Source organism: Streptomyces sp. TAA486, assembly GCF_000426165.1.
Window position 1 is genome coordinate 249,687 of the sequence record NZ_AUEV01000007.1, and the last position, 20,726, is coordinate 270,412.

Consider the following 20,726-nt stretch of genomic DNA (forward strand, 5'->3'; position numbering starts at 1 on the left):
GGGACGGCCCCCACGGGCCCATCCAGAAGGCGGAGTTATGTCCGGCCGCCGCGGAAGGCCTCCATCTCCACCTCCACCAGGACCCGGGAGTCCACGAAGCCGGAGACCACCACGACCGTGGCGGCGGGGGCGACGTCGCCGAAGATCTCCTTGTGGGCGCGCGCCACGTCGTCCACGTCCCGCCCGTGCGTGAGATACATCCGCGTGCGGATCACGGACGAGACGTCGAGGCCGAACGGCTCGAGTGCCTCCAGCGCCTTGCCGAAGGCCGCCCTGGTCTGCTCGTACGGGGAGCCCTCCCCCAGCAGCTTGCCGTCCGAGAGAGGCATCGTCCCCGCCACGAGCACCCGGTCGCCGGCCGCGACGGCGCGTGCGAAGCCGATCGTCTTCTCCCAGGTGCTTCCGGAGCGGTCACGTTCCACGTCGGGGTCACGCCGTTCGGACGGGGTCATCAGGAGACGGCCTCCAAAGCCTCTTCAAGTGTGAACGCCTCGGCGTAGAGGGCCTTCCCCACAATGGCGCCCTCGACGCCCTCGGGTACAAGCGTGGCGATGGCCCGCAGATCGTCAAGGGAGGAGACGCCGCCGGACGCGACGACGGGCCGGTCCGTCACGGCGCAGACGTTGCGCAGCAGTTCGAGGTTGGGGCCCTTGAGGGTGCCGTCCTTGTTGATGTCGGTGACGACATAGCGGGCACAGCCCTCCGAGTCGAGCCGGGCCAGCGTCTCGTAGAGGTCGCCGCCGTCCCTGGTCCAGCCGCGGCCGCGGAGCGTCGTGCCCCGTACGTCCAGACCCACGGCGATCTTGTCGCCGTGCTCGGCGATGACCTTGGCGACCCACTCCGGGGTCTCGAGCGCCGCGGTGCCCAGGTTGACGCGGCGGCAGCCGGTGGCGAGGGCCGCGGCCAGGCTGTCGTCGTCGCGGATGCCGCCGGACAGCTCGACGTCGATGTCCATGGCACCGGCCACCTCGGCGATGCGGGCGCGGTTGTCGCCCGTGCCGAAGGCGGCGTCGAGGTCGACCAGGTGCAGCCACCGGGCACCGGCACGCTGCCAGGTGAGGGCTGCCTGCAGCGGGTCGCCGTAGGCGGTCTCGGAACCGGACTCGCCGTGCACGAGGCGCACGGCCTGTCCGTCACGTACGTCGACGGCGGGCAGCAGTTCCAGCTTGGGCGCGGACGAAGGCGTGGACACAGGCACTCTCGGCTTCTGTAGTGGAGCGGAAGGGTGTTGTCGGACGGAGAAGCGGAAGCAGTAGCGGGGGGGGGGACGCGTCAGTGATCTCGGTCGGGGGTTCTCAGATGAACGCGACCCAGTTGGAGAGCAACCGGGCACCGGCGTCGCCGGACTTCTCGGGGTGGAACTGGGTCGCCCACAGCGGACCGTTCTCCACGGCGGCGACGAACGGCGCACCGTGCTCGGCCCAGCTGACCCTGGGCGGGGTCATCGCCGGGTTCGTGACGGTCAGTTCCCAGTCGTGGACGGCGTAGGAGTGGACGAAGTAGTAGCGCTCGCTCTCGGAGAGCCCCTCGAAGAGACGTGAGCCCTCGGCCGGAGTGACCGTGTTCCAGCCCATGTGGGGCACCGAGTGATCGGCGTCCGCCTTCAACGGCCCGACGGTGCCCGGCCATTCACCCATGCCGTCTGCCTCGACGCCGTGCTCGATGCCGCGGGAGAAGAGGACCTGCATGCCGACGCAGATGCCCAGCACGGGGCGGCCTCCCGCGAGCCGCCGCTCCATGATCCAGTCGCCGCGTGCCGCCCGCAGCCCCTCCATGCAGGCGGCGAAGGCGCCGACGCCCGGCACCAGCAGGCCGTCCGCCTCCATGGCCGCGTCGTAGTCGCGGGTGATCTCCACGTCCGCGCCCGCGCGCGCGAGCGCACGCTCGGCCGAACGCACGTTGCCGAAGCCGTAGTCGAAGACGACGACCTTCTTGCGCTGCTCGTTCCCGCCCTCGGCGATCGGGCTCTCCGCGGCCGTGTTGCCGGTGTTGCCGGTGTTGCCGGTGTTCAAGCCCACACCTCCAGCCGCAGGATCCCGGCGAGCAGGGCCAGCGCGGCGCCCGCACCGAGCACGGCGATGATCCCCTTGGGAAGCTTCTGCTTCCAGAAGGAGAACGCCCCGCCGAGCAGGAACAGGCCGACGAAGATGAGAACAGCCGACAGGCCCGTCACAGCGCGCCCTTCGTCGAGGGGATGCCGCTCTGGCGCGGGTCGATCTCGCTGGCGTAACGCAGCGCGCGGGCAAGGGCCTTGAACTGGCACTCGACGATGTGATGCGCATTGCGCCCGTACGGGACGTGCACGTGCAGCGCGACCTGCGCCTGCGCCACGAAGGACTCCAGGATGTGCCGCGTCATCGTCGTGTCGTACTCGCCGATCATCGGGGCCATGCCCTCGGGTTCACTGTGCACGAGGTACGGACGGCCCGAGAGGTCGACCGTGACCTGGGCCAGCGACTCGTCCAGCGGCACTGAGGCGTTGGCGAAGCGCACGATCCCGCTCTTGTCGCCGAGTGCCTGCTTGAAGGCGGCGCCGAGCGCGAGGGAGGTGTCCTCGATCGTGTGGTGGCTGTCGATGTGCAGATCGCCCTCGGTCTTGACCAACAGGTCGAAGAGGCCGTGGCGGCCCAGCTGGTCGAGCATGTGGTCGTAGAAGCCGACGCCCGTGGAGATGTCGGCCTTGCCGGTGCCGTCGAGATTGATCTCGACGAGGACCGACGTCTCCTTCGTGCTGCGCTCCACGCGGCCCACGCGAGCCAGAGTCATCGGGGGGTCTCCTTTGTCACTGCACGTACCGCGTCGAGGAACGCGTCGTTCTCTTCGGGCGTGCCCGCGGTCACCCGCAGCCGGCCCGGTACTCCGTTGTCCCGCACGAGCACGCCGTGCTCCAGCAGGGCCTGCCATGTGAGGTGAGCGTCGTCGAACCGTCCGAACTGGACGAAGTTGGCGTCGGACTCGGTGACTTCGAGCCCGAGGGCACGCAGCTCCCGCACCAGCCGGTCACGCTCTTCCTTGAGCCGCTCGACGTATCCGAGCAGCGTATCGGTGTGCTCCAGGGCAGCCAGCGCCGTGGCCTGCGTGACCGCCGAGAGGTGGTAGGGCAGCCGGACCAGCTGCACCGCGTCAACGACGGCGGGGTCGGCTGCGAGATAGCCGAGGCGCAGCCCGGCCGCACCGAAGGCCTTCGACATCGTGCGGCTGACGACGAGGTTCGGACGGCCCTCGATCAGCGGCAGCAGCGAGGGCCGGTGCGAGAACTCGCCGTACGCCTCGTCCACGATCACCATCGACGGCCCGGCCGCCTGGGCCGCCTCGTACAGCGCCACGACCGTCTCGCGCTCGACCGCCGTGCCCGTCGGGTTGTTGGGCGAGCAGACGAAGACGACCGAGGGGCGCTGCTCCGCGATCGCGCGCACGGCGGCGTCCGTGTCGACCGTGAAGTCCTCGCGGCGCGGCCCGGACAGCCAGCCGGTGCCCGTGCCGCGGGAGATGAGGCCGTGCATCGAGTACGACGGCTCGAAGCCGATGGCGGTGCGGCCGGGCCCGCCGAAGGTCTGCAGCAGCTGCTGTATGACCTCGTTGGAACCGTTGGCCGCCCAGAGCTGGTTCCCCGAGACCTCGAAGCCCGTCGTACGGGTCAGATACGAGGCCAGTGCGGTGCGCAGCTCTACGGCGTCCCGGTCCGGGTAGCGGTTCAGGGTGCGGGCGGCATCAGTGACGCGCTCCGCGATGCGCCGGACCAGTTCCTCGGGCAGCGGGTACGGGTTCTCGTTCGTGTTCAGCCGTACGGGCACGTCCAGCTGCGGGGCGCCGTACGGGGTCTTGCCTCGCAACTCGTCCCGGATGGGGAGCTGTTCGATGCCGGTCACTTGCTCTGCGGCACCTTTCCCTCGAATCCCTCGAACCTTGCCTTCAGTGCCGTCCCGTGCGCGGGCAGGTCCTCGGCCTCCGCGAGCGTGACGACGTGGTGGGTGACCTCCGCGAGGGCGTCCCGCGAGTAGTCCACGACGTGGATGCCGCGGAGGAAGGACTGCACGGACAGCCCCGAGGAGTGGCAGGCACAACCGCCCGTCGGCAGCACGTGGTTGGAGCCGGCGCAGTAGTCGCCGAGCGATACGGGCGAATAGGGGCCGACGAAGACGGCGCCCGCGTTGCGCACACGTGCCGCCCAGCCCGCCGCGTCCTCGGTCTGGATCTCCAGGTGCTCGGCCGCGTAGGCGTTGACGACCGCGAGACCGTCCTCCAGCGAGTCGACGAGCACGATGCCCGACTGCCGGCCGGCCAGCGCCTCGGTGATCCGCTCGCGGTGCCGGGCGACCGCGACCTGCTCCTTCAGCTCGCCCTCGACGGCACCGGCCAGCTCGACGGACGGCGTGACGAGCACCGCGGCGGCGACCGTGTCGTGCTCGGCCTGGCTGACGAGGTCGGCGGCGACGTGCGCCGCGTCGGCCGTGTCGTCGGCGAGGACCGCGATCTCGGTCGGGCCCGCCTCGGAGTCGATGCCGATGCGGCCCTTGAGCAGCCGCTTCGCGGCCGCGACGTAGATGTTGCCGGGGCCCGTCACCAGCTGCGCGGACGGGCACTCGTCGGTGCCGTACGCGAACATCGCGATCGCCTGGGCACCCCCGGCCGCGTACACCTCGTACACGCCGAGCAGCGCGCACGCGGCGAGGACGGTCGGGTGCGGCAGCCCTCCGAACTCGGGCTGCGGCGGCGAGGTGACCGCGAGGGAACCCACGCCCGCCTCCTGCGCGGGCACGACGTTCATCACGACCGACGACGGATACACGGCCCGCCCGCCGGGCACGTACAGCCCGACCCGCTCGACCGGCACCCACCGCTCGGTGACCGTGCCGCCGGGCACGACCGTGACGGCCGAATCACTGCGCCGCTGGTCGCGGTGGACGATACGGGCGCGGCGTACCGACTCCTCCAGGGCGGCCCGCACGTCCGGGTCCAGCTCGGCCAGTGCCTCGTCCAGAGCCTCGCGCGGGACGCGGACACGCTCCAGCGTCACACCGTCGAACCGCCGCGCGTAGTCGATGAGCGCCGCCGTGCCACGATGCCGGACGTCGTCACAGATCGGCCGCACCTTCTCCAGGGCGGCCTCGACATCCAGCTCGGCACGTGGCAGCAGATCACGGTCGAACCCACCGTCGGCGGAGACGGCGGAATCGCGCAGGTCGATTCGGGAGATCACGGCTCCAGTCTCTCAGACGGTGTCCGCCCACCAGCCGCGCGTATCAGTGAGTGATACGCGTCCCGGGAGACGAACGTCGCCTCCGGCGTTCATCCGGTCACCCAGCGGGAAAGAAGCGGACGGACACCGGGCGCGGACGCCCGGTGACGGGACCGGACGGACCAGACCGGGACCGGAGACGACATGCCGGACAGCCCCGCGCAGCAGCAGACCACCGAGGGCGTCCCGGCACCCGAGCAGAGGGGGAAGCCGACCGGTGAGCGAGGGGCTGGAGTCCAGAGAGCCGCCGTCCTGGCTGACAAGAGCCGAGTGGGGCATGTGGCAGGCGTTCGTCAACGGCAGTGAGTACGACCTGCGCAGCGGCGAAGAGGAACTCGACGACCCCAACGGCGACCACGAGTGGGGGCCGGACCGCACCGTGCGCGCCCGCGTCGTCGCGCATCTGCTGCTGCACGGGCCGCCGCCGCTGATGGGGCGCGTCGCGTCGCTGCACGTCTCGGGCGCCCGTATCACCGACGTGCTCGACCTCTCCGGCGGGATCATCGAGCCGTACTTCGAGCTGCGGCAGTGCCGCTTCGAACGTGAGGTGCGGATGGCCGAGGCCCGCATGCACACGGGGCGGCTCGTCGACTGCTACATACCGCGCCTGGAGGCCGCCCGGCTCAACACCGACGGCGATCTGCACCTGCCGCGCTGCTCGATACCCGAGGGCATCAAGCTCACCGACGCCACCATCGGCACCGACCTGATGCTCAACGAGGCGACGGTCGGCAGCGGCCGCCGCATACGCGCCATCGCCGCGGACGGCATCACCGTCTCCCAGGAACTCCAGGCGAGCCTGCTGGTGACCGACGGCGAGGTGAGCCTGCGCGGCGCGACGGTCGGCAGCTCGCTGCACATGTTCGGCACGGTGCTGCGCAACACCAAGGGCCGCTACGCCCTGTACGCCCCGCAGATGACCGTCGAGCACGTCGCCAGCTTCGCGGACGCCAACCGGGGCCGCTCCTCGCAGCTGCGGGACAGCATGACGCCCGCGTCCGGCACTCCCGTCCCCTTCAACGTGGACACCGGCAGCCGCTGGCGCACGAAGCACTTCGAGTGCACGGGCGGAGTGGTGCTGGACGACGGGCGGTTCGGCTCGTCGCTCGTCATCGAGAACGCCCGCTTCGAACTGGGCCGGGACCAGGAACTCTCCCTCCGCCGCATCCAGACACCGGAGCTGAACTTCACACCGCGGGCGCCTGAGCGGGGCCTGATAGTGCTCTCCGGCGCCACCGTGGAGAAGCTGCTCGACAGGGTCGGGAGCTGGCCGCGGGACCAGCGGCTGTGGATGGCGGGGTTCACCTACCAGCAGGCGATCCCCAAAGAAGGACACTTCAACGTCCGCGAGCGGCTGCGGTGGCTGGCGGCGGCCACACCGGAGTATTCGCCGCTGCCGTACGAGCAGTTGGCGCTGATGTACCGCAACAGCGGTGAGGACACCAACGCCCGCGCGGTGCTCCTGGCCAAGCAGCGGCGCCGCCGCGAGACGCTTCCGCTCGTGGGCAAGGTCTGGGGCTACTTGCAGGACTGGACGGTCGCCTACGGGTACCGCCCGGCGCAGGCGGCGCTGTGGATGGCGTTGCTGTGGGCGGCGAGCGCCATGTACTTCGGGGCGCATCCGCCGGACCCTCTCAAGGGCGACGAGTCGCCGCACTGGAACGCGGCGCTGTACGCGCTCGACCTGCTGCTGCCCGTCATCAGCATCGGACAGGACAACGCCTGGGATCCGAAGGGCGGCCCGCAGTGGGTCGCGGCCGGTCTGATCCTTCTCGGCTGGATCCTCGCCACCACCGTCGCCACCGGGGCGACGCGGCTGCTCCGCCGTCAATGATCCGCGCCGCCAGTGATCCGCGGCCTGCGGGCGGGCGCGGGTGATTCGCCGTCAGTGAACTGCCGTACCGTGCCCTGCCTGCGTTGCACTCGTGATCGATCGGGAGCACCGGGCAGGCCCCGAAGGCTTTAGGCTTACTCGTTGTGACAACCGCGCTTCCGCTCTTCCCGCTCAACTCGGTGCTGTTCCCGGGCCTGGTGCTGCCGTTGAACATCTTCGAGCAGCGATACCGCGCGCTGATGCGGGACCTGCTGAAGATCCCCGAGGACACGCCCCGCCGCTTCGGCGTGGTCGCCATCCGCGACGGCCGGGAGACCGCCCAGACCTCCAAGGGCCTGCCGGAGAGCGCACCGCCCGCGGGCACCGAGCCGACGGCCGGATTCGGATCCGATCCGATGGCGTCGTTCTACTCGGTCGGCTGCATCGCCGACGCCTCGACGATCCGCGAGCGCGCCGGCGCGGCAGGCGGCCCCGCCACGTCGGGTAAGTCCGGCGCCACGGGAGGGGATGCCGACGACGCGTCTCTCGAGGGGGAGGACGAGACCGTGGCCGACGGTCCGGGCTACGAGGTCCTGGCCACCGGCACGACCCGTTTCCGGCTGCACTCCGTGGACTCCAGCGGCCCGTATCTCATGGGCGAGATCGAGGAGTTGCCGGAGGACGAGGGCGACGGCGCGGGTGCGCTGGCCTCCGGTGTGCTGCGTGCCTTCCGGGGCTACCAGAAGCGGCTGGCGAGTGCGCGGGAGCGGACCCTGGCCGCCGGGCAGGAACTGCCTGACGATCCGTCCGTCGTCTCGTACCTGGTGGCCGCCGCGACCATCCTCGACACCCCCACCAAGCAGCGCCTGCTCCAGGCCCCGGACACCGCGACGCGGCTGGCGGACGAGCTGAAGATCCTCCGCCGCGAGACGGCCGTGATCGGCAAGCTGCCCTCGCTCCCGGCGGCGGAACTCACACGCGACCCGACCAGTCCCAACTGAGCGGGCAGCGGACGGCTTCGGACACAGCAGGAAACGGCACACAGGCAGGACGGCACGCACGCCGGGCCGCAGAGGGGCAGCGATGGCGAAGAAGAACCGGCGGCAGAAGCAGCAGCAAGCGGCGACTCCGGCGACACTCGCCGCCGCCCGCGCGGACGTGGAGTTCACCACACACTCCTACGAGCACGACCCGTCCGCCGCCTCGTACGGTGCCGAGGCCGCCGAGGCCCTGGGTGTCGCGCCCGAGCGGGTCTTCAAGACTCTCGTCGCCGAGGTCGACGGCGCGCTGACCGTCGCGATCGTTCCGGTCTCCGCCTCGCTGGACCTGAAGGCCCTTGCGTCGGCTGCCGGCGGCAAACGGGCGGCGATGGCCGACCCGGCGGCCGTCGAGCGCAGTACGGGCTATGTGCTGGGCGGCGTCTCACCCCTCGGGCAGCGCAGGCCGCTGCCCACCGTCCTCGACGAGTCCGCCTTGGAGCACGCCACCGTCTGCGTCTCCGCGGGACGCCGGGGGCTGGAGATCGAGCTCGCGCCCGGCGACCTCGCGGCTCTGACGGGTGCGGCGAAAGCGGCCATCGCCCGGACGAGTGACGTGTCCTGAGCCCGTGGGCCCTCAGGACCCGCCGCTCACCAATGCTGCGCGGATCCGCCGTCCTTGGGCGGCAGCGACCCGGCGGGCTCCGGATCCCGGTGCCCGAAGACGCCCATGAGCACCAGATGCGTTGCCAGCGCGATGAACGGCCACACCAGCAGCGCGCCCTTGGCCTGCAGTTTCAGCGGCCCGTCAAAGGTCTTGTTCTCCCCCGCGGCCTTCGCCGCCGCCGCGAGATCGCCGCTCGGGCCCAGCGAGATCCCGAGCTGCCAGGCCAGCACCGACGCCAGCAGTGCGCCCACCGCCAGCCCGACGACGATGCCGATGCCGCCCCTTCGGCTGCGCAGGAACGCCAGCAGGCCCGTCACCACACCGAAGGCGATCGCCAGCAGCACGAACGTGCCGTCCGCGCCGATCGCCTCCTCGCCCTCCGGGTCCTTGAGGAACACGCCTCCGTCGACGCTGACGAGCGGGACGCGCGGCGCCAGCCACAGCCACAGCAGCCCGAGCCCCACTCCCAGGACGAGCACCAGCAGCGCGCACAGCGCACCCGCGCGCACCTCGGCCCGCACATCGGGGCGTTCCTCGTCGTACTCCTCCAGGAGATCCGGGGCGTAGGCCCCGTGGCCCGCCTCCTCGCCGGAGTAGCCGTACGCGCCGGGATGACCGTAGGCACCCGGGTGACCGTGGGCGCCGGGGTGACCGTACGGGCCGGACGGGTCGCCTCCGGGACCGGCAGGACCGGAGGCCGCCGAGGATCCCGAAGCGCCGTACGGAGGAGCGGGGTGATCGCCGCCCGTGGGGTCGCCGCGCCGGTGCGATCCCGGCTGTCCGCCACCGTGCCGGCCGCCATGGCCGTCGTACGGGCGGGAGCGACGCGAGCGGTCGGGGTCGGGTGAGGAAGGCGTTGGAGCGGTCACGACGCCATCGTGCCAGTCCCGGGCACCAGTTCGGGCGGCGGGCGGCAGATGGCTCTGCGGCAGAAGGGCGGCGAATACGCCCATTCCGGCTCAGTCGGCGTCCAGGCCCGGCCCCGGTCCGCTGCTCAGCGGACTGCCGCGCGCCGGTACGCCCACGTCGCCAGCGCCAGGGACGCCACTCCCACCGCGGCGCAGACAGCCAGATCCAGGGCGACGTGGCCCCAGTCGGGCCGCACCTCGAAGGCACGGGCGAGCGCCTCCACTCCGTACGTCGAGGGCAGCAGGTCCCGCAGCAGGCCCACGGGCTGCGGCAGACGCCCGCCCGGGAGGACGCCAAGGAGCAGCGCGGCGGACATGCCCAGCTGCCCGCAGAGGGTGGCGATCTCGGGCTTGGGGGCGAGCAGGCCCAGCGCGGCACCGAGTCCGGCCAGAGCGGCACCCGCGAGCGGAACGACGGCCACGAGCACCCACAGGCCGCTCAGCGGCAGCTGGTACAGGACGCCGCCCGCAACGGCGGTGACGAGGACCCCCGGCACCGTGAAGGACGCATACGCCCCCGCGGCACCGAGCACGACCGCCGCCGCAGGCACCGGCAGCGTCGCGTAGTGGTCGAGACCCCCGCCCGCGCGCAGCTGCCCGAAGTACTGGGCCAGCAGATTGAGCGCCACGAACGCCACCACCAGGACGGCGGACCCGGCGACCACGGCCCTCGACTCGGCACCGCCGTCGACCACGCCCCTCATCAGCACCATGATCCCCAGCGACTGGAAGGTCGCCACGAACAGCAGCGGGATGCGGGCCACCCGTGCGCGGGAGAGCTGCGCCCGGTACACGGCGGCCAGCGAGGGCCACAGACGGGCCCGGGGCGCCAGGGCAGCGGGCGCCTCACCGGCCGTGCCGGAAGGCCCGGCGGCCACACCGGCGTCCTCCGCGGACTCGCGGGGAGCCCGGAGGCGGGCGCCGGGCTCCCCCGCCCGCGCCCGTGCGTGCGCCTGTGCCTGCGCCGAAGCGGCCGTACTCACACCTTCACCAGACCTTCCCCGCTGCCGCCCAGAGCGAGATACACGTCCTCGAGGCTGGGCGTGGCCAGCGAGAAGTCGTCGAGTGCCGCGAAGGCCCGCCCCGTGGTGACGACGTCAACAGCGGCGCGGGCCGCCTCGGGCGGCATGCGCAGCGTCCAGCGGCGTCCCGAGACCGTGGCCTGCCCGGCGAGGTCGGCGACCTGCGGCACGTCGAGCGGCGCACGGTCGCGCCAGACCAGTTCGAGCCGTACCTCCCCGCCGACGGTGGCCTTCAGCCCTCCGGGGGTGTCGCAGGCGATGACGCGGCCGCGGTCCAGCACGGCCACCCGGTCGAGGACGGTCTCGGCCTCCATGACGTTGTGCGTCACCAGCACCACCGTCGCCGCGCGCTCGGTGCGCCTGCGCTCCACTGCCGCCCACACCGCGCGCCTCGCGACCGGATCCATGCCGGTGGTCGGCTCGTCCAGTACGAGCAGGGGCCGCTCCCCCACGAGCGCCGAGGCGACGCAGGCCAGCCGCCGCTGACCGCCCGAGAGTCTTCTGAGCGGACGGCCGGCGAGGGCGTTCAGGCCCAGCTCGTCCAGGACCTCGTCCCGCTCGCGGCGCGCGGCCGCGGCGTCCAGGCCCCGCAGGCGTCCGGTGGTCTCCGCTGCCAGGGCGACGGTCAGTTCGTCGAGGGCGCCGGACTCCTGGCCGAGGTAGGCGAGGATCCGCGCGGCACGCTCCGGGTGCCGCACCAGATCGTGCCCGAGTACCTCGATCGTGCCGGAGTCGGGCCGCATGAGTCCGGCCAGCTGTCTGACGACGGTGGACTTGCCGGCTCCGTTCGGGCCGAGCAGGCCGAAGATCTCGCCCTGCCGCACTTCGAGGGTGACCCCGTCGCACGCGCGCACGCCCGCGGTGCCGGGTGCGTCCGGGGCGCTGCGCAGCAGGTTCATGGGGAGCGCGCCGGCCCGGCGCCGGCTCATGGGATACGTCTTGACCAGGCTCGTCATGCGCACAGCGGTCCGCGTCGGCGTCTGCACGCTCTGCGCCGTCTGCTGCGTTGTGCCGGTTCCCACGAGCGACGAGCCTACGCTCCGGCGCCGGCGGGGTTTCCGGAAGGGTCGTTCCGGGACGGATCCGGGCTACTGCTCGGCGACGGAAGCGTCCTCGTCGGGGACGGTCTGCCCGGCCACGGGGGCGTCGATCTCGCGCCAGAATCCCGCCCGGATCGCGTACCGGTCGTGCTCGTCGATCTGGTCGTCCTTGTGCGCGAGCAGCCCGAAGCGTGCCGCGTAGCGGAGCAGCTCACCATCGATGCGGTGCGGGATGCGCGGATACTCACGAGCCAGCGACTGCACGTGCGCGGGGGCGGAGAGCCGCTCCAGCCAGCGCCGGGCGAAGACCTGGCCGACCTCGAAGGGGTCGCCGCTGACCGCAGTGATGTCCTCCTCCCGGTCCGCCCAGCGCTGCTCGGCCGTCGTCAGCTGGGCGAGCATCGGCAGCGCGGCGGCCTCATGGGACTCGCCTGACGTGCTGCGCTCCACGCAGCCCCGCTCGGAGGACCATCTGAGCGTCGCGCCGGGTGGGGCGCCGTGGCCGGGGTGCGGTGCGGGACGGCCGAGCCCGGCGAGGTCCTTGGGAGTGGGAACGGTGGGAACGCCGCCCGCGCCCTTGTCCGGGGCCGCCGCCCCGTCGTCCTCGCTGTCCGGCGCCGGCGTGTCCGCGGCGCCGTCTGCCGCCGCCCCGGCGGGTGGCGGCGGGGGTGTCGCCGAGGGCGGCGCGGACGCCGCGTGATGCACGGGCGTGACGGGCGCGTTTCCGTTCTTGGCCGATTCGGGCAGCGGAGCGGAGAGGATCGCCGCGATCTCGGGTCTGGATGCGGACTGCGGGTGGTACGCACCGGACGGTTCCGTGGCGCGCACGGCCTCCGTGATCCAGCTGCGGTCCAGGACCCGGCGCTCGTCGGCCTCGGCCACGAGATCCTCGGACTGGTTGTAGTCGCCGTCCGCGGCCTGCACGGCCCACAGGTGCACGGCGACGCCGTGTTCCTTGGCCGACATCAGCCCCGGGAGCAGATCACCGTCGCCCGTGACGAGGACGATGTCGGAGCAGGCGCGATTGCGGGCCAGTTCGGTGAGCTCGGCGTGCATCGCCGCGTCGACGCCCTTCTGAGCCCAGCGGCCGTCGCTTCTGGTCAGTGCCCCGAGACGTACGGTGACGCGCGACATCACCCGGAGCCTGCGGTGCTCGGGCTGCGGCACCCGGTCGGGTGCGCCGTCGAACCAGTAGATCCGCAGCAGATCACAGCCGGTGTCGGCCTCGGCACGTTCGCGAAGCCCGCGGATCAGGGCGGCGTGATCCACGCTGATCTGGGAGCGCATGGGCTCCCCCGCCAGCAGACTCGCGGCCGCGCCCAACAGATATCCGGCATCCACCAGAACGACGCAGCGGTCCACGGTCCACCCACTCTCGGTCACCGACGGCGACCCAGTGGCCGGAGTCGTGTGTTTCGCCTTCGAGTCTGCCCGACCGTACAGGGGTTATTGGCGGTGCACGATCACCGGCGTGGCGGCACACATGTGGAGGAGCCGCAACAGCGCGAAGAACCGCCTCACTCACGGTGATTGTCCGATATGCGCGCTTCATACCCCCGTGCCAAGCTGAATTCGGCCCAAAGTTCAACGGTCCCCAGGAGGCGATCATGGCCAAGGGCAGGAATCAGGAACGCAGTCAGAAGAAAGCCGGTGACAGCGAGCGCGACCAGAGCAGGACCGAGAGCGGTTCCGCCGAAGGTCAGCCGTCGCGCCCGTCGTCGGGCAGAAACGTCAGCCCGGCCGACGTGGCCCGCAAGCACCAGCGGCGCTTCGGACACAACTGACCCTGCCTGGTGCAGAGGTCGGCAACACTCCGTTTGATTCACCTGTGCCCTTGGGCACCGCACGTCGGCGCTTGACAAGAAGAGGGCGGCCCCAGCCCCGGGGCCGCCCTCTTCGTGTGTCGGGCCACGGCGGCCGCGCCGCACGGGCCCCGCGCCGGAGGGGCGTTGACGGTGCCGGCAACCGCTCTCCCGGGCGCGGGGCGGTGGCTGCCTCGCCGTTCGGGATCAGCCCGCCATGCAGGACGGGCCCAGCAGCTCCTTCAGGTCGCCGAAGAGAGCCGGCGCGGGCGTGACCCGGTGCCGGTCCAGCCGCAGCACCGTGGTCTTGCGGGCGCCCTGGAGCCGCACCCGTACCTCGCTCGAACCGCGGTGGTGGGTGAGGACTTCGCCCAGCTTCTCCACCAGCGGCGGCGTGATCTTCACGGTGGGGATCGTGATCGTCACGGGCGCGCTGGCGGATGCCTCGCTCAGGTCGGGGATCATCAGTTCCATCGCGACCAGACGCGGCACGTCCTCACGCTTGTCCAGGCGGCCCTTGACGAAGACGACGGCGTCCTCGACCAGTTGGGTGGAGACGAGCTGGTAGGTCGCCGGGAAGAACATGCAGTCGATGGAGCCCGCCAGGTCCTCCACGGTCGCGATCGCCCATGCGTTGCCCTGCTTGGTCATCTTGCGCTGGAGGCCGGAGATGATGCCGCCGATGGTGACGATCGACCCGTCCGAGTAGTCGCCGCCGGTGAGCTGCGCGATGGCCGCGTCCGCCTTGTCGTTGAGGACGTGCTCCAGCCCGAACAGCGGGTGGTCGGAGACGTAGAGGCCGAGCATCTCCCGCTCCTGGGCGAGGAGATAGGTCTTCTCCCACTCCTCCTCGGAGAACGTGACGTCGAGGCCGAAGCCGGGAGCGTCCTCCCCGTCCTCCCCGCCGAGGTCGCCGAAGAGGTCGAACTGGCCCTCGGCCTCCTTGCGTTTGACCTGCACCACGTTGTCGATCATCGGCTCGAACTGCGCCGTCAGGCCCTTGCGGGTGTGGCCCATCTCGTCGAACGCGCCCGCCTTGATGAGGGATTCGACGGTGCGCTTGTTGCAGACGACGGATTCGACCTTGTCGAGGAAGTCGGGGAAGGAGGTGTACTTCCCCTTCGCCTTGCGGCACTTGACGATCGAGTCCACGACGTTCTGCCCGACGTTCCGCACGGCGGTCAGGCCGAAGACGATGGTCGTGTCGTCCCGCGAGGTGAAGTTCGCCTCGGACTCGTTGACGTCCGGGGGGAGCACCTTGATGCCCATCTTCCGGCACTCGTTCAGGTACACGGCCGACTTGTCCTTGTCGTCGCGCACCGAGGTGAGCAGCGCCGACATGTACTCGGCCGGGTAGTTGGCCTTGAGGTAGGCCGTCCAGTACGTGACCAGTCCGTACGCCGAGGAGTGCGCCTTGTTGAAGGCGTAGCCGGCGAAGGGCACCAGCACGTCCCAGACGGCCTGGATGGCGTTGTCGGAGTAGTTCCGCTCCCGCATGCCCTTCTGGAAGTTCACGAACTCCTTGTCGAGAACCTCCTTCTTCTTCTTGCCCATCGCCCGGCGCAGCAGGTCAGCCTGACCCAGTGAGTAGCCCGCGAGCACCTGCGCGGCCTTCTGCACCTGCTCCTGATACACGATCAGGCCGTGCGTGATGTCGAGGACCTCCTTCAGGGGCTCCTCGAGCTCGGGGTGGATGGGAGTGATCTCCTGCTGGCCGTTCTTCCGCAGGGCGTAGTTGATGTGGCTGTTCATGCCCATCGGGCCCGGCCGGTAGAGAGCCGAGACGGCGGAGATGTCCTCGAAGTTGTCGGGCTTCATCATGCGCAGGAGCGAGCGCATGGGGCCGCCGTCGAACTGGAAGACGCCCAGGGTGTCGCCGCGGCACAGCAGCTCGAACGTCTTGGGGTCGTCCAGCGGCAGATCGAGCAGCTTGAGATCGACGTCCTTGTTCTTGCGGATCATCTTGACCGCGTCGTCCATGATCGTCAGGTTGCGCAGCCCGAGGAAGTCCATCTTCAGCAGGCCGAGGGCCTCACAGCTGGGGTAGTCCCACTGCGTGACGACCACGCCGTCGTTCTTGGGCGAGAAGACGGGAACGTGGTCGATCAGCTTCTCGCTGGACATGATCACGCCTGCGGCGTGCACGCCCATCTGCCGCACGAGGCCCTCGATGCCGCGGGCCGCGTCGATCACCTTGGTGACGTCCGGCTCGTTCTCGTACATCCCCCGGATCTCGCCCGCCTCGCTGTAGCGCGGGTGGTCCTTGTCGGTGATGCCGGACAGCGGGATGCCCTTGCCGAGGACGTCGGCGGGCATCGCCTTGGTGATCCGGTCGCCCATCGCGTACGGGTAACCCAGCACGCGGGCCGAGTCCTTGATCGCGTTCTTCGCCTTGATCGTGCCGTAGGTGCCGATCATGGCGACCTTGTCGGCGCCGTACTTCTCCGTGACGTAGCGGATGACGTCACCGCGCCTGCGCTCGTCGAAGTCGATGTCGACGTCGGGCATGGTGACGCGCTCGGGGTTGAGGAACCGCTCGAAGATCAGGCCGTGGGTGACCGGGTCGAGGTCGGTGATGCCCATCGCGTAGGAGACGATCGAGCCGGCCGCGGAGCCACGGCCCGGGCCCACCGCGATGCCGTTGTCCTTCGCCCAGTTGATGAAGTCGGCGACGACGAGGAAGTAGCCGGGGAAGCCCATCGAGATGATGACGCCCATCTCGTACTCGACCAGCTCCTGCCGGTCCTGGGGAACGCCGCCCGGGTAGCGGACGGCCATTCCCCGCTTGACCTCCTCCTTGAACCAGGACACCTCGTCGTACCCCTCGGGCACGTCGAAACGGGGCATCAGGTTCTTGGTGTCGAACATCCCCGCGGTGTCGATGCGTTCGGCGATCAGCAGCTGCGTGTTGCGGCAGCCCTGCTGCCACTCGTCCGAGGAGTCGATGGCATACATCTCCTCGGCCGACTTGATGTAGTAGCCCGCGCCGTCGAAGCTGAAGCGGTCCGGGTCGGAGAGATTGCTGCCGGTCTGGATGCACAGCAGGGTGTCGTGCGCCGCGGACTCACGTTCGTAGGTGTAGTGCGAGTCGTTGGTGACGACGAACGGGGCGTCGATCTTCCTGGCGACCTCTTCCAGACCCGCCCGCGCCCGCTTGTCGATGTCGATGCCGTGATCCATCAGCTCGACGAAGAAGTTCTCCTTGCCGAAGATGTCCTGGAACTCTCCGGCGGCCTTGACGGCCTCCTCCTGCTGCCCGAGACGGATCTTGGTGCTCACCTCGCCGGAGGGGCAGCCGGTGGTGGCCATCATCCCCTTCGCGTACTCGGCGAGCAGCTCGCGGTCCATGCGCGGCTTGCGGAAGAAGCCCTCGAGCCCGGCCCGGGACTGGGCGCGGTAGAGGTTGTGCAGCCCCTCCTTGTCGCGAGCCCACATCGTCATGTGCGTGTACGCACCGTTACCGGACACGTCGTCGCGCTTCTGGTGCGGGGTGCCCCACTTGACCGGGCGCGTGTTCCGCCGGTGGTCCGGCGCGACGTACGCCTCGATGCCCATGATCGGCGTGATCCCGGCGTCCGTGGCCTGGTGGAAGAAGTCGTAGGCACCGTGGAGATTGCCGTGGTCCGTCATCGCGATGTGCGACATGCCCATGTCCTGGCATGCCTTGAACATGTCCTTCAGCCGCGCGGCGCCGTCCAGAAGCGAATACTGAGTGTGCACGTGCAGATGTGTGAACGGCTGGTCGGTCACGGCGCGGGACACCTCCGGGCACGGATGTTGCTGGATCGGTTCCGGAGTCTACGACCCGCCACCGACAACCGCGGGCGGCGGCCACCCGACCCCAACTCACAGGCGGCGCCGAGGCGTAGGGACCGTCGCGGCCGGCCTGCGCGGGCAGCCGCGCGGCTCACCCCGCCTGCGCAGGGGACGGTCCGTGCGAGAAGATCCCGGTGCACTCCCGTCAGCATCGTGCACCGTCGAGCCACCCCGGAAGGGCGGTATTCATGGCAACGCAGCAGACCGGCGCCGACTCGCGCGCCGAGCGGATCCTCGAGGTCTTCGACAGCGCCTTCGGCGAGCTGCTGGCCGCCGACCCGGCCGCCTTCCAGGTCAAGTTCCGGAAGATGGCCGCGTCCGCCTTCGCCTTCTACCGCGGGACGGCCTGCCTCTTCTACGCGGACGCCACCGAGGACGACAAGGAAGAAGCGCCCGGACGCACCGGCCCGTTCCTCGACGAGCGCACCGGCAGGGTCTGGATCCACGGCGATCTGCACGCCGAGAACTTCGGCACGTACATGGACGCCAACGGCCGCCTCACCTTCAACGTCAACGACTTCGACGAGGCCTTCGTAGGACCGTTCACCTGGGACCTGAAGCGCTTCGCCGCCTCCGTGGCGCTGCTCGGCTACAGCAAGGCCCTCAGCGACGAGCAGATCACCGCCCTCGTGCGCGCCTACGCGGACGCCTACCGCGAGCGCATTCACCTGCTCGCCGCGGGCACCGAGCCCGCCGCAGCGGCGCCCTCGCTCACTCTCGACACCGCGCGGGGACCGGTGCTGATGGCGCTGCGCGCGGCGCGCGCCAACACCCGGTTCGAGCTGCTGGACAGCATGACCGGGATCCGCGACTGGGAGCGCCGGTTCAGCCCCGGCGGCGGAACCGTCGAGCTGGACACGGCGACCCGCTCCGAGGTGCTGGAGGCCTTCGACGCGTACATCGCGACGCTGCCGGGCGCGACGCGTTTCCGTTCCGACGCCTACCGCGTCAAGGACGTCGTCGGGCGCCGCGGCGTCGGCATCGGCAGTGCGGGACTCCCCTCGTACAACGTCCTGCTCGAGGGTCACAGCGACGCCCTCGAGAACGATCTGGTGATCTACATGAAGCAGGCGCAGAGTCCCGCCGTCGCCCGCCACGTCACCGACCCCGCGATCCACGGCTACTTCCAGCACGAGGGGCACCGCACCGTCATCTCGCAGCGCGCTCTGCAGGCGCACGCCGACCCGTGGCTGGGATGGACCGAGCTTCGGGGCAGGGGCCAGCTGGTCGCCGAGGTCTCGCCGTACGCCGTCGACCTCGACTGGTCGGATCTGGACGACCCCGCCGAGATCTCGCAGGTCGTCGGCGACCTCGGACGGGCGACCGCCACCATGCACGCTGCGGCGGACGACGAGAGCGGTCACTCGCTCGTGCCGTTCTCCACGGAACGTGCGATCGACACCGCGATCGCCGAGGACGAGGAGGGCTTCCGGCAGATGCTGGCCGACTTCGCCCACGACTACGGTTCGAGGACCCGGCGCGATCACCAGATCTTCGTCGATCTCTTCCGCAACGGCCGTATCCCCGGCCTGTAGTCGCGGGGTACGTGGGCCCGGCACCCGGGCTCGGTACCAGGGCGGTGGAAAGCGGCCGGGGCGGCGGGAGCGTGGCAATTCACGGTCCGCATTTAGAGACCCCTTACGCCTCCGCATGGCACACTTCCGGCGATGGACATGGATGCGGCAGGCATACGGACGCTGCGCGCGGTGGTCTTCACCGTGCTGTGCGTCACTCTGTCCGCCGGGTCCCACGTTCTGCTCTCGGGGGTGCCTCTCCCCCTCGGTCCGCTGCTGGCGGTAACCGGCGTGATCTTCCTGCTGGCCTTCGCACTCGCCGACCGCGAGCGCGGTTACGGCCGCATCGCCGCCGTGCTGATCCCGCTGGAGCTGCTCGCCGACACCGTCTTCACCACCGGTCAGCACGCCTGTTACGGGCAGACCGGCGGTCCCGTCACGGGGCCGCTGCGCAGCGTCGGCGTCGACCTGCTGTGCGGCGGCAGCGGCGTCGGTGCCCCGCTGGCCCACCTCGCCTCGCAGGGCGGCCCCGGCGGTGCCGAGGGCCTGGCCCACGGCACTCTCGGACAGCTGGGACCGCTGGACACCGGCCCGTCGACGACGCCGTTCGTACTGCTCGCCGCGCACATCGCGGTCGGGCTCGTGGCCGCCGCCTGGCTCCGGCGAGGCGAGGCGGCACTGGCCGGCTTGCTGCGCGCCGCCTCGGTGACCGCGTTCCGGCCGCTGCGGACGGCCTTCGCCGCCGGATCCCGTACGTACGAGTGCGGCGAGCCCGCACCCGCACCGCGGTCGCAGCCCGTTCTGGGCCCGCGCGCGCTGCCGCTGCTCACCCACGCCGTACACCGACGAGGACCGCCGCCGCTCGCTCTCGCAGCCTGATCAGGACCGGATCCTGAAGAACAGGCGCGCGAGCCGACCCGGTACGAGACAGTCCACCGTCGTCCCCCGCGCACACCGCGTACATCACCACGGAGAAGAAACCCATGAGCAAGCGCAACAGCCAGGAAGCCAAGCGCGCCGCCCGCGATCGGCTGCGCGCGGAACGTGAACGGCAGGCCAAGAAGGACAAGATGCGCCGTCAGGCGCTCGTCGGCGTCGCGGTTCTCGCCGTACTCGCCGTGGCCGGCGGCATCTTCTTCGCCGTCACCAAGCTGACCGCACCCAGCGGCTGGGAGGCGGCAAAGGAGCAGAAGCTGGTCAAGCCCGCGAACTCTTCGGGCAAGGACGGCCAGGACATCGTCATCGGCGACGGGAAGAAGACCGTCGACGTCTACGAAGACCTGCGCTGCCCGGCCTGCGCGCAGTTCGAGCAGGGAGCGGGCAAGCTCCTCGCCGAGGGCGCCGAGGACAACAAGTACAAGCTCAAGGTGCACCTGGGCGACCTGATCGACGGCAACCTCGGCGGCGACGGCTCCAAGAACGCCATCAGCGCCCTGGGTGCCGCGCTCAACGTGAGCAAGGACGCCTACCGCGACTACCACGACAAGCTGTACTCGCCTCAGTTCCACCCCGAGGAGAGGCAGGACAAGTTCGCCGAGGACGACTACCTCCTCAAGGTCGCGGACACGATCCCCGCGCTGAAGAGCGACGCCGGCTTCAAGAAGGCCGTGGAGGACGGCACTTACGACCGGTGGGCGCTGGCCATGGTCGCGGACTTCAAGAAGGCGAAGATCCAGGGCACGCCCACGATCCGCATCGACGGCAAGGACGTCGACCAGCAGCAGCTGCCGAGCGAGCTGCAGAAACTGGGCGTCAAGCTCACGCCTCCGAAGCAGTAACGGCCGCGGGGGTGGCGGCAGGCTCGCCGGCCGCCACCCCCGAACGCCGTTGCCGCGGCGGTTCGTACGGACCGGGCCGCTCCGCCTTTCCGTCCCGTCACACCCCGTCCCGCCCCGTGGACGAACTCGCCCCGACGGGCAGTTGAACTC

General features: G+C 70.6%; 19 protein-coding genes. 7 read left to right on the forward strand and 12 right to left on the reverse strand.

Translation table 11 applies throughout. From position 1 onward, the window contains the following. Window positions 1-35: 35 nt before the first annotated feature. The 7 genes from I004_RS0111930 to hisD all read right to left on the reverse strand — a co-directional run bounded on the left by I004_RS0111930 (window position 36) and on the right by hisD (window position 5,200). The gene (locus I004_RS0111930; RefSeq protein WP_037975834.1) at window positions 36-452 is read right to left on the reverse strand and encodes a Rid family hydrolase; all 417 of its coding nucleotides are present in this window, start codon (window positions 450-452) and stop codon (window positions 36-38) included. Further along, a complete protein-coding gene (gene priA / locus I004_RS0111935) occupies window positions 452-1,192 on the reverse strand; it encodes a bifunctional 1-(5-phosphoribosyl)-5-((5-phosphoribosylamino)methylideneamino)imidazole-4-carboxamide isomerase/phosphoribosylanthranilate isomerase PriA (protein WP_037975837.1) in 741 nt (246 codons plus the stop codon). Before priA ends, I004_RS0111930 begins: the two co-directional genes overlap by 1 nt. A gap of 103 nt (window positions 1,193-1,295) precedes the next feature. Next, window positions 1,296-1,961: an imidazole glycerol phosphate synthase subunit HisH gene (gene hisH / locus I004_RS0111940; protein ID WP_028435684.1), complete on the reverse strand. Its 666-nt coding sequence runs from the start codon at window positions 1,959-1,961 to the stop codon at window positions 1,296-1,298. Window positions 1,962-2,008: 47 nt separating this feature from the next. Next, entirely contained in the window at window positions 2,009-2,173 is a 165-nt protein-coding gene (locus I004_RS39850; protein WP_028435685.1) for a hypothetical protein, read from the reverse strand. Further along, window positions 2,170-2,760, reverse strand: coding sequence for an imidazoleglycerol-phosphate dehydratase HisB (hisB, locus tag I004_RS0111950; RefSeq protein WP_028435686.1), 591 nt, complete (start codon window positions 2,758-2,760; stop codon window positions 2,170-2,172). Before hisB ends, I004_RS39850 begins: the two co-directional genes overlap by 4 nt. 2 nt (window positions 2,761-2,762) lie before the next feature. Then, complete coding sequence (locus I004_RS0111955; RefSeq protein ID WP_028435687.1) at window positions 2,763-3,869, reverse strand: histidinol-phosphate transaminase; 1,107 nt, start codon at window positions 3,867-3,869, stop codon at window positions 2,763-2,765. Continuing rightward, on the reverse strand, window positions 3,866-5,200 hold the full coding sequence (gene hisD / locus I004_RS0111960) for a histidinol dehydrogenase (protein ID WP_028435688.1): 1,335 nt from the start codon (window positions 5,198-5,200) through the stop codon (window positions 3,866-3,868). The genes I004_RS0111955 and hisD overlap by 4 nt, the downstream gene beginning before the upstream one ends. 316 nt (window positions 5,201-5,516) lie before the next feature. Between hisD and I004_RS0111965 the strand changes: the two genes are divergently transcribed. From I004_RS0111965 to ybaK, 3 genes are all read left to right on the forward strand, one after another. Continuing rightward, the gene (locus tag I004_RS0111965) at window positions 5,517-7,073 is read left to right on the forward strand and encodes a membrane protein (protein ID WP_486579973.1); all 1,557 of its coding nucleotides are present in this window, start codon (window positions 5,517-5,519) and stop codon (window positions 7,071-7,073) included. Between the two features lie 143 nt (window positions 7,074-7,216). Beyond that, window positions 7,217-8,053, forward strand: coding sequence for an LON peptidase substrate-binding domain-containing protein (locus I004_RS0111970; protein ID WP_028435690.1), 837 nt, complete (start codon window positions 7,217-7,219; stop codon window positions 8,051-8,053). A gap of 82 nt (window positions 8,054-8,135) precedes the next feature. Next, on the forward strand, window positions 8,136-8,654 hold the full coding sequence (gene ybaK / locus I004_RS0111975; protein WP_028435691.1) for a Cys-tRNA(Pro) deacylase: 519 nt from the start codon (window positions 8,136-8,138) through the stop codon (window positions 8,652-8,654). 26 nt (window positions 8,655-8,680) lie between these two features. On the opposite strand, the gene I004_RS40275 is transcribed toward ybaK, so the two are convergent. The 4 genes from I004_RS40275 to I004_RS0111995 all read right to left on the reverse strand — a co-directional run bounded on the left by I004_RS40275 (window position 8,681) and on the right by I004_RS0111995 (window position 13,028). After that, on the reverse strand, window positions 8,681-9,565 hold the full coding sequence (locus I004_RS40275; RefSeq protein WP_486579947.1) for a hypothetical protein: 885 nt from the start codon (window positions 9,563-9,565) through the stop codon (window positions 8,681-8,683). A gap of 125 nt (window positions 9,566-9,690) precedes the next feature. Beyond that, a complete protein-coding gene (locus tag I004_RS0111985) occupies window positions 9,691-10,482 on the reverse strand; it encodes an ABC transporter permease (protein WP_051344979.1) in 792 nt (263 codons plus the stop codon). Window positions 10,483-10,583: 101 nt separating this feature from the next. Next, entirely contained in the window at window positions 10,584-11,582 is a 999-nt protein-coding gene (locus I004_RS0111990) for an ABC transporter ATP-binding protein (protein ID WP_051344980.1), read from the reverse strand. 132 nt (window positions 11,583-11,714) lie between these two features. After that, window positions 11,715-13,028 carry an NYN domain-containing protein gene (locus I004_RS0111995; protein ID WP_028435694.1) on the reverse strand — a complete coding sequence of 438 codons (1,314 nt, stop codon included), beginning with the start codon at window positions 13,026-13,028 and terminating at the stop codon, window positions 11,715-11,717. Between the two features lie 245 nt (window positions 13,029-13,273). On the opposite strand from I004_RS0111995, the gene I004_RS39855 reads away from it, so the two are divergent. After that, a complete protein-coding gene (locus I004_RS39855) occupies window positions 13,274-13,450 on the forward strand; it encodes a hypothetical protein (RefSeq protein WP_197353135.1) in 177 nt (58 codons plus the stop codon). A 225-nt stretch (window positions 13,451-13,675) separates the two neighbouring features. Here the strand turns inward: I004_RS39855 and dnaE are convergent, their stop codons facing one another. Then, window positions 13,676-17,218 (reverse strand): DNA polymerase III subunit alpha, encoded by a 3,543-nt coding sequence (dnaE, locus tag I004_RS0112005; RefSeq protein ID WP_028435695.1) that lies wholly within the window; start codon window positions 17,216-17,218, stop codon window positions 13,676-13,678. A 254-nt stretch (window positions 17,219-17,472) separates the two neighbouring features. On the opposite strand from dnaE, the gene I004_RS0112010 reads away from it, so the two are divergent. The 3 genes from I004_RS0112010 (at window position 17,473) to I004_RS0112020 (ending at window position 20,576) form a co-directional block, all read left to right on the forward strand. Continuing rightward, a complete protein-coding gene (locus tag I004_RS0112010) occupies window positions 17,473-18,819 on the forward strand; it encodes a DUF2252 domain-containing protein (RefSeq protein WP_028435696.1) in 1,347 nt (448 codons plus the stop codon). A 132-nt stretch (window positions 18,820-18,951) separates the two neighbouring features. Next, entirely contained in the window at window positions 18,952-19,677 is a 726-nt protein-coding gene (locus I004_RS0112015; RefSeq protein ID WP_028435697.1) for a hypothetical protein, read from the forward strand. A 104-nt stretch (window positions 19,678-19,781) separates the two neighbouring features. After that, window positions 19,782-20,576 carry a thioredoxin domain-containing protein gene (locus tag I004_RS0112020; protein WP_028435698.1) on the forward strand — a complete coding sequence of 265 codons (795 nt, stop codon included), beginning with the start codon at window positions 19,782-19,784 and terminating at the stop codon, window positions 20,574-20,576. Window positions 20,577-20,726 lie beyond the last annotated feature (150 nt).

Bases quoted from the DNA above. Each gene is read 5' to 3' on its own strand.
- I004_RS0112020 (WP_028435698.1), top strand. From the start codon at position 19,782: ATGAGCAAGCGCAACAGCCAGGAAGCCAAGCGCGCCGCCCGCGATCGG.
- I004_RS0112015 (WP_028435697.1), top strand. From the start codon at position 18,952: ATGGACATGGATGCGGCAGGCATACGGACGCTGCGCGCGGTGGTCTTC.
- I004_RS39855 (WP_197353135.1), top strand. From the start codon at position 13,274: ATGGCCAAGGGCAGGAATCAGGAACGCAGTCAGAAGAAAGCCGGTGAC.
- I004_RS0111990 (WP_051344980.1), bottom strand. From the start codon at position 11,582: ATGACGAGCCTGGTCAAGACGTATCCCATGAGCCGGCGCCGGGCCGGC.
- ybaK (WP_028435691.1), top strand. From the start codon at position 8,136: ATGGCGAAGAAGAACCGGCGGCAGAAGCAGCAGCAAGCGGCGACTCCG.
- I004_RS0111930 (WP_037975834.1), bottom strand. From the start codon at position 452: ATGACCCCGTCCGAACGGCGTGACCCCGACGTGGAACGTGACCGCTCC.
- I004_RS0111965 (WP_486579973.1), top strand. From the start codon at position 5,517: ATGTGGCAGGCGTTCGTCAACGGCAGTGAGTACGACCTGCGCAGCGGC.
- I004_RS0112010 (WP_028435696.1), top strand. From the start codon at position 17,473: ATGGCAACGCAGCAGACCGGCGCCGACTCGCGCGCCGAGCGGATCCTC.